The sequence below is a fragment of the Streptomyces graminilatus genome (genome assembly GCF_001418565.1).
In the GTDB taxonomy this organism is placed as follows: Bacteria; Actinomycetota; Actinomycetes; order Streptomycetales; family Streptomycetaceae; genus Streptomyces; species Streptomyces graminilatus.
On sequence record NZ_LIQQ01000416.1, the window covers coordinates 1 to 14,734 of the forward strand.

At 67.4% G+C, this 14,734-nt stretch carries 13 protein-coding genes and 1 pseudogene; 6 read left to right on the top strand and 8 right to left on the bottom strand.

Translation table 11 applies throughout. The features are described from left to right. Positions 1 to 751, bottom strand: a 751-nt coding sequence (locus tag AOK08_RS48535) for a helix-hairpin-helix domain-containing protein (protein ID WP_479683331.1), incomplete at its 3' end; no start/stop codon positions are given. Next, positions 748 to 996 (bottom strand): hypothetical protein, encoded by a 249-nt coding sequence (locus AOK08_RS48540; protein WP_277816049.1) that lies wholly within the window; start codon positions 994 to 996, stop codon positions 748 to 750. The genes AOK08_RS48540 and AOK08_RS48535, both read right to left, overlap by 4 nt. Before the next feature lie 73 nt (positions 997 to 1,069). On the opposite strand from AOK08_RS48540, the gene AOK08_RS46705 reads away from it, so the two are divergent. Further along, entirely contained in the window at positions 1,070 to 1,279 is a 210-nt protein-coding gene (locus tag AOK08_RS46705; RefSeq protein ID WP_198539449.1) for a hypothetical protein, read from the top strand. Positions 1,280 to 1,719: 440 nt separating this feature from the next. On the opposite strand, the pseudogene AOK08_RS48965 reads toward AOK08_RS46705, so the two are convergent. Next, positions 1,720 to 1,876, bottom strand: a pseudogene (locus tag AOK08_RS48965) (IS630 family transposase); the annotation flags it as partial. 76 nt (positions 1,877 to 1,952) lie between these two features. On the opposite strand from AOK08_RS48965, the gene AOK08_RS43870 reads away from it, so the two are divergent. From AOK08_RS43870 to AOK08_RS46085, 4 genes are all read left to right on the top strand, one after another. Beyond that, a complete protein-coding gene (locus AOK08_RS43870; protein ID WP_079054373.1) occupies positions 1,953 to 3,761 on the top strand; it encodes a hypothetical protein in 1,809 nt (602 codons plus the stop codon). Positions 3,762 to 4,082: 321 nt separating this feature from the next. Next, positions 4,083 to 4,892, top strand: a complete 810-nt coding sequence (locus AOK08_RS31055) for a hypothetical protein (RefSeq protein ID WP_055532263.1) — start codon at positions 4,083 to 4,085, stop codon at positions 4,890 to 4,892. Continuing rightward, positions 4,892 to 6,103 carry an OmpA family protein gene (locus tag AOK08_RS31060; RefSeq protein WP_079054374.1) on the top strand — a complete coding sequence of 404 codons (1,212 nt, stop codon included), beginning with the start codon at positions 4,892 to 4,894 and terminating at the stop codon, positions 6,101 to 6,103. The genes AOK08_RS31055 and AOK08_RS31060 overlap by 1 nt, the downstream gene beginning before the upstream one ends. 241 nt (positions 6,104 to 6,344) lie before the next feature. Further along, entirely contained in the window at positions 6,345 to 7,436 is a 1,092-nt protein-coding gene (locus AOK08_RS46085; protein ID WP_157876869.1) for a PIN domain-containing protein, read from the top strand. On the opposite strand, the gene AOK08_RS31075 is transcribed toward AOK08_RS46085, so the two are convergent. The 4 genes from AOK08_RS31075 to AOK08_RS31090 form a co-directional block, all read right to left on the bottom strand. Then, entirely contained in the window at positions 7,332 to 9,380 is a 2,049-nt protein-coding gene (locus AOK08_RS31075; protein WP_079054375.1) for a PHP domain-containing protein, read from the bottom strand. The two genes, AOK08_RS46085 and AOK08_RS31075, sit on opposite strands and share 105 nt — an antisense overlap. Next, positions 9,373 to 10,515: a Y-family DNA polymerase gene (locus AOK08_RS31080; RefSeq protein ID WP_063794170.1), complete on the bottom strand. Its 1,143-nt coding sequence runs from the start codon at positions 10,513 to 10,515 to the stop codon at positions 9,373 to 9,375. The genes AOK08_RS31075 and AOK08_RS31080 overlap by 8 nt, the downstream gene beginning before the upstream one ends. A 7-nt stretch (positions 10,516 to 10,522) precedes the next feature. Further along, positions 10,523 to 11,206: a hypothetical protein gene (locus AOK08_RS31085; protein WP_198539448.1), complete on the bottom strand. Its 684-nt coding sequence runs from the start codon at positions 11,204 to 11,206 to the stop codon at positions 10,523 to 10,525. 212 nt (positions 11,207 to 11,418) lie between these two features. Continuing rightward, positions 11,419 to 11,862: a hypothetical protein gene (locus AOK08_RS31090; protein WP_055532270.1), complete on the bottom strand. Its 444-nt coding sequence runs from the start codon at positions 11,860 to 11,862 to the stop codon at positions 11,419 to 11,421. Positions 11,863 to 12,133: 271 nt separating this feature from the next. Here AOK08_RS31090 and AOK08_RS31095 point away from each other — a divergent pair, with 271 nt between their 5' ends. Continuing rightward, a complete protein-coding gene (locus AOK08_RS31095) occupies positions 12,134 to 13,417 on the top strand; it encodes a HEPN/Toprim-associated domain-containing protein (protein ID WP_055532271.1) in 1,284 nt (427 codons plus the stop codon). Between the two features lie 366 nt (positions 13,418 to 13,783). On the opposite strand, the gene AOK08_RS31100 is transcribed toward AOK08_RS31095, so the two are convergent. Next, on the bottom strand, positions 13,784 to 14,515 hold the full coding sequence (locus tag AOK08_RS31100; RefSeq protein ID WP_055532272.1) for a phosphotransferase family protein: 732 nt from the start codon (positions 14,513 to 14,515) through the stop codon (positions 13,784 to 13,786). Between the last annotated feature and the right edge of the window lie 219 nt (positions 14,516 to 14,734).

Below are 14,734 nucleotides of genomic sequence, written 5' to 3' on the forward strand. Positions count from 1 at the left end.
GGTCGGCGGCGGTCTGCTCGGCCGGGGGCATCTGCGGCAGGTCGGGCGCCGTCGCGAGTGCGCCGAGCCCGGGAAGGTAGGGCTGGACGCCGCGGGGGAAGGCGCCTGCTGTCCACAGGGCGCTGCGGCGGTGCGCGCCGAAGGCGTCGAAGGCGCCGGCCGCGGCGAGCCGTTCCATGAGGCGGGCGGGCAGCTGGGTGCGGTGGGCGACGTCTTCGAGACTGGCGAAGGGTCGCTCGGCCCGTGCGGCCACGATCGTACGGGCTGTTTCGGCGCTGAGTCCGGTGATGCTGGTCAGCCCGCGCCGGATCGCGCGCGTGCTGGCGGAGGCGGGGTCGGGCTCCAGGACGGAGTGCACGTCGGAGAGCTGGATGTCGACGCCGCGGACGGCGATGCCGAGCCGTTTGGCCTCCTGGATGAGCGACTGGGAGTCGTAGAAGCCCATGGGCTGGTGGGCCAGTGTGGCCGCCAGCAGGGCGGCGGGAAATCTGAGCTTGATCCAGGCGCTCGCGTAGATGAGGTGCGCCATGCTCTGCGCGTGGGACTGGGGGAACCCGTAGTCGCTGAAGGCCTCGATCATGCCGACGATCTCCTGCGCGGCCGACGGGGGGATGCCCTTGCGGGCCATGCCATCCACGAGCCGGCCGCGCAGCTGGGCGACCTTCTCCACCGAGTGCTTGGCGGACATGGCTTTGCGTAGCCGGTCGGCCTCTCCGGGGCTGAGGCCGGCGCAGTCGACGGCGAGCATCATGGCCTGCTCCTGCCAGAGGCATCGTCGCCGAGGGTGGTCTCCAGCGCCCGCCGGGCGAGGGGGTGCGGGTAGGTGACCGGCTCTTCGCCGCGGCGACGGCGCAGCAGCGGGTTTTTGCTTCCCGCGGCGATGGGGCCTGGCCGGATGATGCTCGCGGCGATCGCGAGGTCGTCGAAGGTGCGCGGCTGCAGCAGGGGCAGGGTCGAGAGGCTCAGGCAGTTTTCAGGGACTTCATGGAGGCGCAAACAAGTGATGGAACCCGTGGGTTTGCTGCTCTCTATCGAGTAACTGAACCCGTCGTCAAGAAGAGGCCCGCTGGTGGCAGACCAGATGAGAGGAACCACCGCAATGAAGAACAGTAGTGTCGATGTCGTCCTCGATAAAATCGCCGAAAAGCCCGCGCTGATCAACTATGTCGTATCCGCGATGACCTTCGGCCTTGCGCAAGCAAGGGAGGACATCACAGACGAGAAAGACCGGGCCCTCGTCGAAAAGCTGATCGACAACCTGGACACGTGGGAGAAGTGACTGGGTGATAGTTCGTTTGAGACGGTTCACGCGGTGAGGGAGCGTCTTTGCAATGTATGAGCAGCGTATCGTCGGCTATCGATCCCGGCCCGGACAGGTTCAGGGTGACTGCTATGGGGAGGTCTGCACGGTGACCGATGACGAACTGATTATCCCCGGTGCCAAGCGTGAGAGAGTACGCCTGACCGCTATTGGCGCAGTCCATCACGAGAGAGATAAAATCATCGCGATGCCGGTGGTTACTTCTTTTCTATCGAATGCCACTCGGAGGATGCCCGGAATAAATTGGCCTTGGCTATTGCCGTAAAGGCTGACTGTAATCTCTTTACGGGGGCGGGGCCGGCAGACAAGAAGGCGCTCGTGAAGAAGTACTTTAGGTGACGCTGACTGACCGCAAATGGATACTTGTCCACAACTGAGCAACTAAGCACCCAGGCTGGACTCGATGAGTCCGATGATCTGGTCATGTCGTAGTCCATCGTCAGGCCGGTGGGGCGGGAGGCAGCCGTCGACCAGGTAGGGTCGGTACTGGATCTTCTTCAGCTTCCGCTTGATCACGCGGGTCAGGTGCGTAAGGTCGGCGGCGGCGAAGTCGGCGCTGACGAGTCCTGCAGGCCCCAGCGTCCAGGTCCTCGCGTAGCGAGCATCAGGCGCTGGGACTAATGTCGGCAATGTGCCTGAGCGCGTCCGGCAAGTCATCGGCGACGTTGGCGAGGCTGAGCAGCTGATCCGCTTCGCAGCGGCAGCGCAGCTCGCCCGGCTGGACGATGAGGAGCACATTAGCCAGCGCATCGTGGCTCAGGCGATGGGTAGGACCGATGCGGCCTTTCTATCTCGCCTTCTACGCACGGGACATTTCACCGACAAGCAGCTGAAGGAGCTTGACGAGGTCATCGTGGTCCTGGCCCCGCAGATGCCAGGGGCCGGGACTCTCTCCTCGCTCAACATACGCCTCCGTGGTCTCGCTCATCGAGATGCTTTGGTGGCCCAGGTCCCTTGCAGCTGGACGTGGGAGCTCCTCGCAGACCCGCCGGTCACCGAGTTCGATGTATTGACGCAATCCTCCGCCATACTTTCCATTTTTATGATCCTCAGCAAGGCAAAAAGGAAGGTCGGCGATACCCGCGATCAGGCCGCAGGAAAGCTGACAGGGCTGGTCAATCAGCTTATTCTCATCGGTTGCACGCCTCCGACCGCGCGAAATACCGATGCGCTCGTGATTCTTGGAAGCCTGGCCAAATACTCGCTCCGCGAGACCTCGGATCTCATCCAGGATTCCCTAGCGTCGCAGCCGCTCGGTTTCCGTGTGTGGCGCGCAGTAACCAATCTGGTGCAACTCACCAAGAACGAGAAGGATGAGCAAGTGGAAAAGTGGGTGACGGACCTCTTCAAAGAGGCTGCCTCCCTACGTGAAAAGAGTATCTATCCTGGCCGCTCTCTCGATCTTGAACTTGCCATCACCATTCCGGTCGAGTGGACTTCCCGAGGCGAGGAAGACTGGGTTCGTGCGTTCCTTCTATCCCGCGCACGGGACACCAATGCCACAATAAGAGAACGCGGTACCGCCGCCCATGGCTTGTGGGAACGCGCATTTTTCGACGCGAAATCACTACCGACGGCCAAAGGCGATCTACGAGAGCTCATCACAACATTCATCTCTGAGGCGCAGACGCATGAGTCAGGAGCAGGGCTGCGCTGGATCGCGGCGACGCTTGGGGCGGTCCTTGAAGGGCAGCCACAGACGCGGTTCTGCAACACCTGGCCGTCGTGCGAGGAGCCTTGGTTCCAGGCGGTACGGCGTGCTGCGGAGGGACTGGAAGAGGCATATATCCCAGGCCATCTGCAGTCGGCATTCAAGACCCTCTTCGAGCACAGCCTCCTTCAGAACGCGGGCGTTGTGCGCCGGCAAGCACTCGATGCACTGGTCGCCAGTGGCTGGACCCAGCCCATCGTAAACGCGCTCGATTCCGTGCTGAGGAGCGAAGATTCAGAGTCATGGCTTCGCTCCCGAGCCCTCTTCGCGCTGGGCTTCCTCCAGCAACGTGATGGAGAAGTAGCGACGGTCCTCGCTGACGCCTGCCGAAGCGCTTACGCAAGATTCTTGTCACGCTCATCTGCTGCCCTCGTGGCCGAGCTGCATTCTGCCCTCTTTGCGGTAGGAGATTGCTTCGGCGTTGGTTTTAGAGCGGGGGAAGAAAATGCTGTCACCCGGACCATACGGCGAATTAAGGAAGACATCCTCCGCCCTTTGGTGTGCGAAGAGAGGATACAGCACGTCAGTAACTGGCCGGTGGCCCGCGCCGCCGTGTACATGCTGACCTTCACAGCGGAGGCCGCGCGACGGTCAGACAGCAGTTCGTCCCGCGAGTTGCTGAAAATCCTTACCAGTCACCCGGACGCGGTGACCCAGAGTTTCAGTGCCTGGGCACTCGCATTCCGTTTCGCTGAGGATGGCGGCGTGCGGCCCATTCTGGGCACCTAGAGTCGTCGCCCTGGGCCGTTACTCCCGCAGCTCCTCCCGTTTTCCGGACATCCAGCGACGCCAGTGAGCGGGCTGGTGGCGACCGCACCGCGCACATCTGTCATGAACCTGGCGTATTGCCCGGGTGCAATAAGAACGTGCGCCACGACACAACACGACTCGCTGACAGCAAGAGCAATTCCGAAATGCGCCCCTGAATGCGTCTTGCCGCCTCGTATGTCCGGTGTTGTCCCGACACGGTGGAGAGACACGCCGCGCAGGGGCAGCGCCCCCGGGGCGCGGCGCCACCCAGCTCCGACCTACGCATCCCAAGGAGAAACCATGCACAACCCTTTGACGCGCGCCGACCACGGCAACCTCGAAGGCACATTCCTTCAGAGCCTGGGGAAGCCCCTGGTTGAGCTGTGGACACAGCTCAAGGACAAGTTGATCCAGCACGCCACGCAGACGAACGAGCGGAAGGCCGCCCAGGAGAAGGCCGAGCAGGAGGCAGCCAACCGGCAGGCTGGGCACCGCGGAGGTCATCGGCCGTGGCCGATCCGGTGGCTGATCTCACTGCTGATAGTCGCGGAAGCGGTGATGGCGCACATCGCCGTGGAGGCCCTGGTATCGAGCGCGAGCCTCGCGGCCGCTCTGGCGATTCTGGTCGCCCTGATGAGCGCGGGCCTTGCCTTCGCCGTCGCGCATCGCCGGCTCGACGGCCTGCCGGTGCCTAAGTCTGCTCGAGCCATTGAAGCGGCGTTTGTCCTGATCATGTTCCTGCTCCGCTATGTCAGCCTGCGGCTTCAGGGCGGCGACCTGCTCGCTGCGGTCGGCGGCTCCGCGCTGGCCGCTTTGATCACCGCAGCAGCGCTCTACCTCACGGAGGAGATCATCGTCGCAACGGAGACGGTCGGCATCTTCGTTGCCAAGGTCCGGGCCTCGCGGTGCAGGGCAAAGGCGCACCGCGCAGAGCACCAACATCATCACCTGCGCGAGCAGGTAGAGCGCGGCCGCAGTCGGCTCGAACACCGCATTGTTCGTTTTCTGGTGGAACAGGGTGTCGCTGTGCCCGAGGCAGAGACGAGGGCGGCGGCGCTGACACGGGCCCTGGACAGCAGGCCCCTTCCGATCGAGCAGGAGGCGCACTGATGAGCCGCCGCTTCGTCGCGGCGCTGCTGGGGATCCTGGTCACGGCTGGGATCCTCGCCACCGCCGGTTGCTCAGCGTTCTCTGAAGTCGGATCAGGGCGTGCCGCGAGGTGTACCGCCCCAGACGGCCTTGCGCTCGTGGTGGGGGTGCACCGCGGCGTCCCCGCTCCCCCGCCTGCCGATGATCTAACTCCCGCTCTCAAGTGCGCCATTACAGAAACCATCCGGGCCGAACGGCCGGTACGCCTGGTGCTGGCCGGAGGTCACCCCCGAGTAATTTCCCCCGACTTCGAAAGCGTCAAAGACGGCACGCTGGCCGAACAGGGGTCGAACTGGGTCCAGGACAACATGAGGAAACTCAATGCTGAGGTCGCCAGAGCCCGCCCGGACGCCCCCGGTGTCGATGCCCTCGAGGCGCTCGCGGTGGCCGCAGACGCCCTGCGCTCGGCCGGTTCCGAGCGCCCGGAGCTGGTACTCGTCGACGCTGGACTCAACGACCACGGCGCGCTGGACTTCACCGTCCCCGGCATGCTGGCCGCAGATCCATCCGAGACCGCTGAGGCGATGCGGGACTCCGGGAACCTGCCGAAGAAGCTGCGCGGGACCACGGTGAACCTGGTCGGTCTCGGATTCACGGCACCACCCCAGCAGGAGTTGGGCGACCGGTGGCGCTCCAACCTCACGGACATCTACAAGGAAGTCCTTCGAGCCGCCGGCGCCCAGGTGACAACCACCCCGCGGCCGACGCAAGGTTCTTCGGTGCACACCCCGCACACCGTCAAGGTCGCGCGAGTGCCGAGAACCGAGCCCATCGAGCCGGAACCGGGAGACACCATCGTCTTCAGGGGCGACTCGCAGGTCCGTTTCGAACCCAACAGTTTGGAGTTTGTCGATGAGAAGGCAGCCATCCGCGCCCTTGAGCCCATCGCCCAGTGGTTGAGTGCCGACCGCTCCCGGCATGCTCGGCTCGTCGGTACCACCGCAGACGTCGACCTGATGTCCCGACAAGTCAGGTTCAGTCGGCAGCGCGCCGACCGCGTGGCTGACCTTCTGATCGAGCTGGGTGCCTCGGCCAGACAACTCAGCACCCGCGGGGTGGGGAGCGCGTTCCCGGCGTACGTCCCTGACCACGATGCTGCTGGGAACTTGCTCAGCGCCCCGGCGGCGCTGAACCGTTCCGTTCGTATTGCCCTGAGTGGGCCCCAGCAATGACAACAGCCACCGTTGAAGGCAGGTAGGGACGGCGGAGTATCGCCGTCCCCACCTGGGTCAAATCACGACCTGTGGATTCGGGTACTCCACCGAGCTCTACAACTACGAAGAGATGCAGACGACCAGCGACTTCTGACGATCAGCCACGGGCGGCGCATCGGGCAGGCTCCGGTCCGCCGTGGCGTGCCATCCTTCAGCCAGATCGCGTGCGCACCACCATGTCAGTCCCCGGGGAGACCTTGTGATCGTTCTGGATACAAACCAACTGCGTCATGCTGCCTTCCCGCACGGCGCGGTCCTTGGCATGCTCAGCAAGATCGCAGAGGTCAGCGGTCACAAGCTGGCCCTGCCGGAAATGGTCGTCGTCGAGCATGTTGCCCGTCACCGGCACGAGGTTGAACAAGCCCTCACCAGTGCGCGTAAGGCGTTCGCCACGCTCGGGAAGGCATTTGGCCAAGACCTTAGCGATCGCGTCGCGGACCTGTCCGCTGACGAGGCGGCTCAACAACGCCGCGCCGCGTTGGAAAACAGCTTCGTCGTACTACCTACGCCCACGGGAGCTGGGGACGAAGCCCTTGCCCGGGAGGCGAACCGGCGTCCGCCTGCAGAGCGGGTGTGGGAAGACGCCGAAGGCAAACCCGTGAAGGCCCGCGGCGCTCGAGACGCCGTGATCTGGTTGACCCTCCTCGAATCGGCGAGTCGAACCAGCGAAGACATCTGGTTCGTCTCGATGGACCGGGACTTCGGCAACGAGGACAAGAGCGACTTCCACGACGTCCTCTGTGATGAGGCCCGGACCAGGCTCGGTGAGAACGCCGATCGGCTGCGGCTGCTCAGCGGCGGCATCGACCAGCTCCTCAGAGAACTTGCGACCCCTACCAAGGCTCCGCCGGACTTGGAGGCGCTCCTCAAGAACGCGCTCGTCGCCCACGCCGTGCACATCGCGATGCGAGGACCCGACCTCTTCATGGCCCTGCTCCCTACCAGCTCCGCGACAATGGGGTTTGAGTCCCAAGGCCTCAGGTTGGACGAGTCTCGCATCGTACGAAGCACGACATACCAGGTCGGCGATCGCATCTGGGTCAGCGCTCAGTTGGCGTGCCGTGCCACCAAGACGTACCGCTATTCCGTTCCCGACACAGCCGGAGTCCTGTCGGCCCGCCTCACCAAGGTCGTTTTCCGGTTCGAGGCGACGGTTCTCATGGACCTTGAGAACGGCAAGGCGCACTCAGCCGAAGCCGTGTCGCTCGGGCCGATCACGATCGAAGGGACGACTCACCACCCCGGTGAGGTGTTCGGCACCTTTGAAGCGACGTTGCCCGCACTGGAGTGAAGCCCCAGGCGTACTTGCCGATCGTCCGCGCACATCACTTACTGATCCTCCGTCCGTACGCCAACGTCGCCCCTCCCACCGGCCCGACCCGCCCGAACTGGCCAGGCTGGGGGCAGTCGCGTAGCGCGACGCAGACAACACGCCTGGACTTGACACAGAATCGGCTTGGAAGACGGCCACGGTCTCGCCGGCGGCGATCATGCGGTAGACGTCGGGGTCGTCCTGCGGGATCGACGCCAAGTCCAGTTGCACGCCGTAGTGTTCGTGGATGAGGTCCGCCGCCGTATGCAAGGCGGACAGAATACCCAGACCGAGCAAATCTATTTTGATCAGGCGGGCGTCTGCGACGTCGTCCTTGTCGCCGCCGAGCACGGAGCGGCCCTCGGCCGTCGCCCACTCGACGGGCATGAATTCCCCGATCGGCTCGCGAGTGAGGACCATACCGCCGGAGTGCACGCCCAGGTGGCGCGGGAGCGTGTGGAGCTGGGCGGCGAGCTCGCGGACGTCGGCGGGCACGTCGGCGTCGGGCCCGGGCGGTTCGTGGTGAAGGTGCCGGGTCATCTCCCGGATCCGGGCCGCCGGATACCCCAGGCACCGGGCGGCGTCGGTCACCGCCAGTTTGGGCTGGTAGCTGATCACGTTAGCCACCTGCGCGCTGAACCGTCGGCCGTAGCGGTTGAAGACGTACTGGATGACCTCCTCCCTCCGTGCTGCTTCGAAGTCGATGTCGATGTCGGGCGGACTGCCGCGCTCCATCGACAGGAAGCGTTCGAACAGCAGGCCCCCGTGCTGCAGGACGTCGACGGAAGTGATGCGCAGGACGTAGCAGACGAGCGAGCTGGCGGCCGAGCCGCGTCCCTGGCACCAGATACCGCGGCCGATGGCGAACTGGCAGATGTCGTGGACGATCAAGAAGTAGCCCGCCATGCCCAGCTGGGCGATGACGGACAACTCATGATCCAGCTGCCGCCAGGCGCGGGCGGAGGCCGGGTCGTCGCGCTCTCCGTAGCGGGCGGCGCAGGCCCGCTCGGATAGATAGCGCAGCCACCCGTCCTCGTCGTACCCGGCTGGCGTGGGGAAGCCGGGCAGTTCGGGCCGCAGCTGGTCGAGGTCGACCACCAGGGAGCGGCCCAGCTCGAGGGTCGTTTCCAGCACGCCCGGGTAGCGGGCGAGCCACTGGGCCATCTCCGTGTAGCTGCGCAGATTCGCGGTCGGCGCCGGCATCAGGTGGCCCGCGGCGTGGTCGAGGGTCTCGCGCCGGCGCAGGGCGGCGACGGCCTGGGCGAGGCGGGCCTGGCGCGGCGCGGCGTAGTGGACGGCGCCGGTCGCGATCACGGGGATGCCGATGCGGTGCGCCGCCACGGCCATGGCGTCGTTGGCTACAGAGTCCTCGGGAAGATGGTGGTGGACCAGCTCGGCGTGCACTCCGGGGCCGAACACCTCGACGAGGCGCTCCAGTCGGCGGGCGACGGCCGTCACGTTCCGCCGGTCGGCTCCGGGGGCGGGGCAGCCGGGCAGCACCGCCCACTGCCCGGCGGCCGCCGCCTCGCTGAGCGCGGCGAGGTTGTAGCGGGGAGCGCCCTTGCGGCCGGCCAGCTGGGCGGCGCTGATCACCGCCGACAGCTGGCGAAAACCTGCCAGGCCGCGGGCGAGAACAACCGGTGAGCCCAACTCCGGATCGTTCAGCGTCAGTTCGGCGCCGAAGACGGTACCGATCCCCGCCTCTTTCGCGGCTTCCGTCAGCCGCCGCGCGGCATACAGCCCGTCCCGGTCGGTGAGGGCGAGGACCGAGATCCCGAGCCGGACGGCCTCGTCGACGAGTTCGTGTGGCTGCGCGCAGCCCTGGAGAAAACTGAAGGCCGAGTGGACGTGCAGTTCGGCCCATGCCGGCTCGTCAACGTCGTGCTCCGCCCCGGGGCCGGGGAAGCGGAGGACCTCACCCATAGTGGGCCTCCGCCCACCAGCGGCCCTGCTCGATCACCATCAGCCACGCTCGGCCGTCGGCCGCCGTGACCTGCATCCTCGCGATCCGCCGGGCGCCGTCGCGGTCCCACCACCGCTCCAGCACGGGCCACGGCCCGGCCCACCCCGTGACCGCCGCCCGGTCATACCCGTCCACCGCGACCAGGGCGGGCGCGGCCGACAGGGCCAGGCGCCCGGAGACGGCCACCGGCCGGCCGTCGGTGTCGACGAGCTCGGCGGGCACCTGCTGGGGAAACGTCGCCGCCGGGTACGGAGCCGGAAGCCGCCCCGGCCACGGCCCGTCCGGATCCCGGCGTGCGTCGGCGACGTCGCCGAACGGCACGAGGCGGACCCGTTCCGCCGGAGCGCGCCCGCCGATGGTCTCCATACTCACCACCGACTGGTGCCCGAGGATCGCCTGCACCCGGGCTGCGGCCCGTTCGATCTCCTCGGAGGTGTGGCGATCCCCGAACAGTACGGTCTGGCGGCCGGCATCCTGGCTGAGCTGCTCGGGCCGCAGTGTCAGCGCGGCGATGCCCCGCTCCGGACCGTCGCCGTCGCCCAGCGCGCCAGCCTCGGTCCATGCCTGCAGGACACCGCGGACCCGCTCGGTGACCGCGAGCGAGGACAATCGGCCCTCATGGCGGTAGACGCGTGCCAGGCGGCGGTCGTCGGCGAGGTCGACGACCGCCTCCAGCCGGGCCGCCACCGCACCGGCCGCCGCCAGCCGGTCGTGGAACCGGTCCGCGAGCGCCTTGGCCGCGAAGGCCACCGCCTCCAGCCGTTCCTCCGCTGGTTCGAACCGGTGCGTCACCGCGAAGTCGTCACCGCCGCTGCGGACGGTGGCGCGGCTCCTCACCGTGGCCTCCAGATGGGCGGCCACCCGTTCGAAGGCCCGCACCTCGGCCACGAGGTCACGCTCGACGACCCGAAGCTGCGGCGAGCAGGCCTGCGCGCTGCGCAGCCGCATCCGGCGCCGCACGCCATCCGCCCGCGCGGCGGCCGAGCAGGCCACCACCATGTCGCGGTCGACGACGGCGACCGGCTCGGAGCCGGTGCCGCCGCACGCGATGACGGGGAAGTCGGGCGACCAGGCCACGACAGTTCTGTCTGCCATGGGCGGGTCACCCCACCAGGTGCATGACCGTGCGCCGACCGCGGACCGGGGATTTCTCGGCCGCGGTGTCCGGCCGGTGGTCGTCCAGGTCATGCAGGGCAGCAATCCGGCCGTCCGGGCCGGGCAGCCACATCTCGGCATGCTGGGCAGCCGAGGCCGCACCGCGTCCGGCGGCCTCGACCGTCACCCTCCGCCCGTGCAGCAAGCCGTGGCCCTGTCCGACGCCGTCCCAGGAGGCGGCCACCACCCGCAGGCGGATCTCCGCGCCTTCCCACCCATCCGCCGCGAGGAGAACCGACCCGCTCCGCCGGAGCACGGCGCCCAGTCGGCGGGCCACCTGATCGCTCACCGGCCCCAGCGCCCCGACCAGGACGACCGGGACCGCTTCGAGCGTGATGGCCAGCACTTGCCCCCAGCGGGGTCCCGGCTCGTCGATGCGCATTCCGCGGGCCAGCTCCAGGCCGGCGGCCTCGGCGGCCAACATGCCCAGCTGCGGCAACCCCACGGCCGCCCAGCCGGCCGTGCCCTGGGCCGCCTGGGCGGCGAGCGCCAGGAGCAGCGGCATGTCCCCGCCGGCGCTGGCCGCCGTCCCGGGGCGCAGACGGCCCTGCGGCAGCAGGGTACTCAGCGGCGAACTCGAGGTCTCACCGGTGCCGTGCTCGCGTCTGTCGTCCATCACCGGTGCACCCATACTCACAATAATCGAATACAGGTACGATTAAATACAAGCCGACTGGCTCAGACTCCACCCTTGACTGTGTGGTCGGGTTAGCCCCTCGCGGGGAAGGTCGAGCGATTCTCAGCGAAGGCTGGCGACCGGCACTCGGGCGCGCCGGCATGCCAGAACCCAGTTCAGGCGGGCGCCAGACTCGGGCGCAGCGCCACGAGCAGATAGCGCCGATGTCACCTCACGCTGACCGGTTCGGCCTCGTCGGCCAAGTCGGCCAGGATGTCGCTAATGCCCTCGACCAGCCGTGAGAAGTCCTTGTCGCCCAGCCCAGCACGCACGCACTCCACAACACGAGCGGCCCATTCCACCCGCGGGGGAAGGCTCAGGTCGACGTCCAACTCTTTGTTCGGGGCGAGCTCCCGGAAGATGAAGTGCAGGAAGCCAGCAGTCCTCAGGGCGCCTGGTGCGGTGTACTGCCGGTGAGCTTCCGCCGCCGCCTGGACAAGGCCTTGGGCGTTGGCCGGGTCATACGTCTTCATCGCGGTGTCGAGCAGAGCCCACGCGCCTGCCAGGTAGGCGTCCACTTGCGGGCGCCGCCCCGGGGCTGGCGGATTGCCGAACCGGCGAGCCACTTCCCCATGCAACTCTGCGCGATCAATGACGTCATTGAGGTCCATGCCCGTATCGCTATCGCGACGGACAGAGGAGCTCATGAGACTTAGCCGCAGGGCACAGCCACCTTCACCTCGATGGCGCAGCGCCGCGAGCAGAGAGGCGCCCGGATCGTCTCCACCGCCGCCAGGACTGCTCCCTAGACGCGAGGGTGGACGGCGGGCCTTCATCGCCTCCACCGGTGTGGGCAGTTGAGGATCGGGGACCTCGGTGTGATTGATCATGGGCTGCCGAAAACAGGCGGCACCGTACCCCAGGCGATGGGATCCTCCGGGGATGGGGCATCACTCCTACCTGGTCGTTGGCGAATACCAGTTCCTCTACACCCGCGATCACTACAACGAGGAACTGGCAGCACTCTTCAACGAGAGCGACCGCGAGCTGGTCGTCGCCGACGTCGGCGACGGCACGCGTGACGACGACTGGGGCGAGCGGGAGATCACGCTCGGGTACTACACCACCGCCAACGCTCTGCGGCAGCGGCTGAGTGTTCAGGGTTTCACCTCGTGTCGCGCTCTGGCCGACCTGGCGGAGGGCGTCACCCAGTGGCGCAAGACTTACGACGGCCAGAGCGGGCTGCGGGAGCGAGAAGCCCGGGGCGAGCAGCTGTACCAGACCCTCGCCCGGCGTCCGCGCGAGCCCGCCGAACTGCTCGCGGCCATCGGCGAAGCGATCGGACCGCACCGGCCGTACACGTCGTTCGCCACCGCGGAGAAGTACGTCCAGTACGAGGACGAATTCACCGAGACCGCTGCGGACGTTGAAGATCTGCGCTGGTTCGTCGAGGGCCGAAGCCTCGTACGGCTGCTCGTCGACCAGGCTCCGGATCACATGCGGGTCGGGCTGGACCTGAGCGGGCTGACCGGCTGCTGCGTTGGCCTGGACACGGACCAGCCCATCGCGGGCCCGACACGTGAGCGGCAGCTCGCGGCCCTGCCCGACAACGCCCCGCTGATCGTGCTCACGGAAGGAAGCACCGACTCCAGGGTTCTCCCCGAGGCGATGCACGTCACCCACCCTCACCTCGTGGGCTTCGTCCGCTTCATCGACTACACGGGCACGAAGGCGCGCGGCAGCGTTGGCGCGCTCGCGATCATGGTGAACGCGTTCATCGCGGCCGGCGTCGCCAACCGCTTCGTGGCCATCGCCGACAACGACGCCGGCGCACATGAGGCGTTCGCCAAACTGAAGCGGCAGAAGTTGCCGCCTGGATGTCGGGTGCGGCACTACCCGGACCTGCCCTTGCTGGCCCGCTACCCCACCGTCGAGCCGGCGTCCTCCACGGTGTCGCTGACCGACGTGAACGGCGCTGCCGGCTCCCTGGAGATGTACCTCGGCGAAGACGTCCTAACGATCGACGGCACGCTGGCGCCGGTCCACCTGAAAGCCTTCATCCCCGCCGTGCAGCGTCACCAGGGTGGGCTGTCGGAGGCGCACAAGGTCCTGGTGCTGAAGGCGTTCGAGAAGAAGGTGAAGGCAGCTCGGTCAGGGCAGCGCGACACGGGCGACTGGAGCGGCGTGCACGCGATCATCGAGGAAATCGTCCACGCTTTCGACTGAAGGATGCGGGAGCGGTCTGTCAGGAGGCCGCCTTCGCGACGGACCGAATGAGCTGCGCGCGGGTCACCTTGGACGGGCCGGCGATGTCCAGGCTGGTCGCCCGTTGCTGTCCCGCTGACAGCCAGCCCGGCCTCGCGATCACCGGCATCGACCTGGGCCCGCAGGGCTCTGATATCGGCGTGACCCTTTGCCGGCTCGGCCGTGGCGTCGCATAGCGCGCGGGCCTGTATGACGGCCCGTTGTGGTACGGCACGGCAGAAGCGACACACGGTACTGCCCACTGGGGCCAACGAGCGGCTGGGCCTCATACGACCGCATGCCGAGCGGAACCAGGAGACTGGCGGGGCGGCGGCCGCGCGGCCTTCGTCAGCTCAGGGCGGCGGTGAAGGCCGGGCGGTTGGCCACGGTGTAGGCGTGTTCCCGCTCGGACCAGCAGACACGTTCGGCAATCTGGTCGTCGTCCGCGACGTGTGGACCCGGGGCCGCCAAGTGGCTGCGCCACCACTCGGCGTTGCGCGCCTGCCGGTCGAGCATGGCATCGACCAGGCGGGCGCGGGAGGCGGCGTCGAGCCCGTAGGCGTCCGCGAGGACACGGACCTGAGCCGCCTGGGAAGCGGCCGGCGGCGCCCCTGTTTTCGACGACAGGCACCAGGTCCAGCACATGTACCCGAGATCTTCCAGAGGGTTGCCCGGCGCTGCCGTGTCGAAGTCGATGAAGGCCACCGGTACCCCGGCGATGAACACCGTGTTGTTCGGCCCCGGGTCGTGGTGGCAGACCACAGGATGCCGGCCTGCCAGACGGCTGCCGCGGGTCGCGTCGTGCAGGCCGCGGAGCAGGGCTCCGGCAGCGGCGACCTGCGGGTCGGTCCAGCGCTGGAAGCGGGCAGGAACCCAGCCCGGCAGGTACGTGAGGATGTCCCGGTCAGCCTCATCGACCCCGAGGTGCCGGGGAGCGCCGGTGAAGCCCTGCTGCTCAAGATGCCCCAGCAGCACTGCGACGAAGCGGGACGATGTGCTGGTCGGCCGGCGGACGGTATCGCCGACCCTAACCACGCCACGGGTCAGGCGTCCGCCGCTCAACGGTGTCTCGCTCTGCATGCCGACATCCTGCACGGAGCCGGCAGGTGATGAGACGGCAACGCTCAATTCGCCCTATCCGGTGCCACTCAAGCAGCCCCGAGCGGAAGCCGTCGGCGGGGCGCCCGTGGGCCCTGGGGCCCGGTGGGATGCCCGTCTCCGGGGGGGCCGCGGGCGGGCACACCGGTGCCGGGTGCCGTCTGCCAGGGCTTTCTCGTTTAAAGTCGATGCCGACCGGCC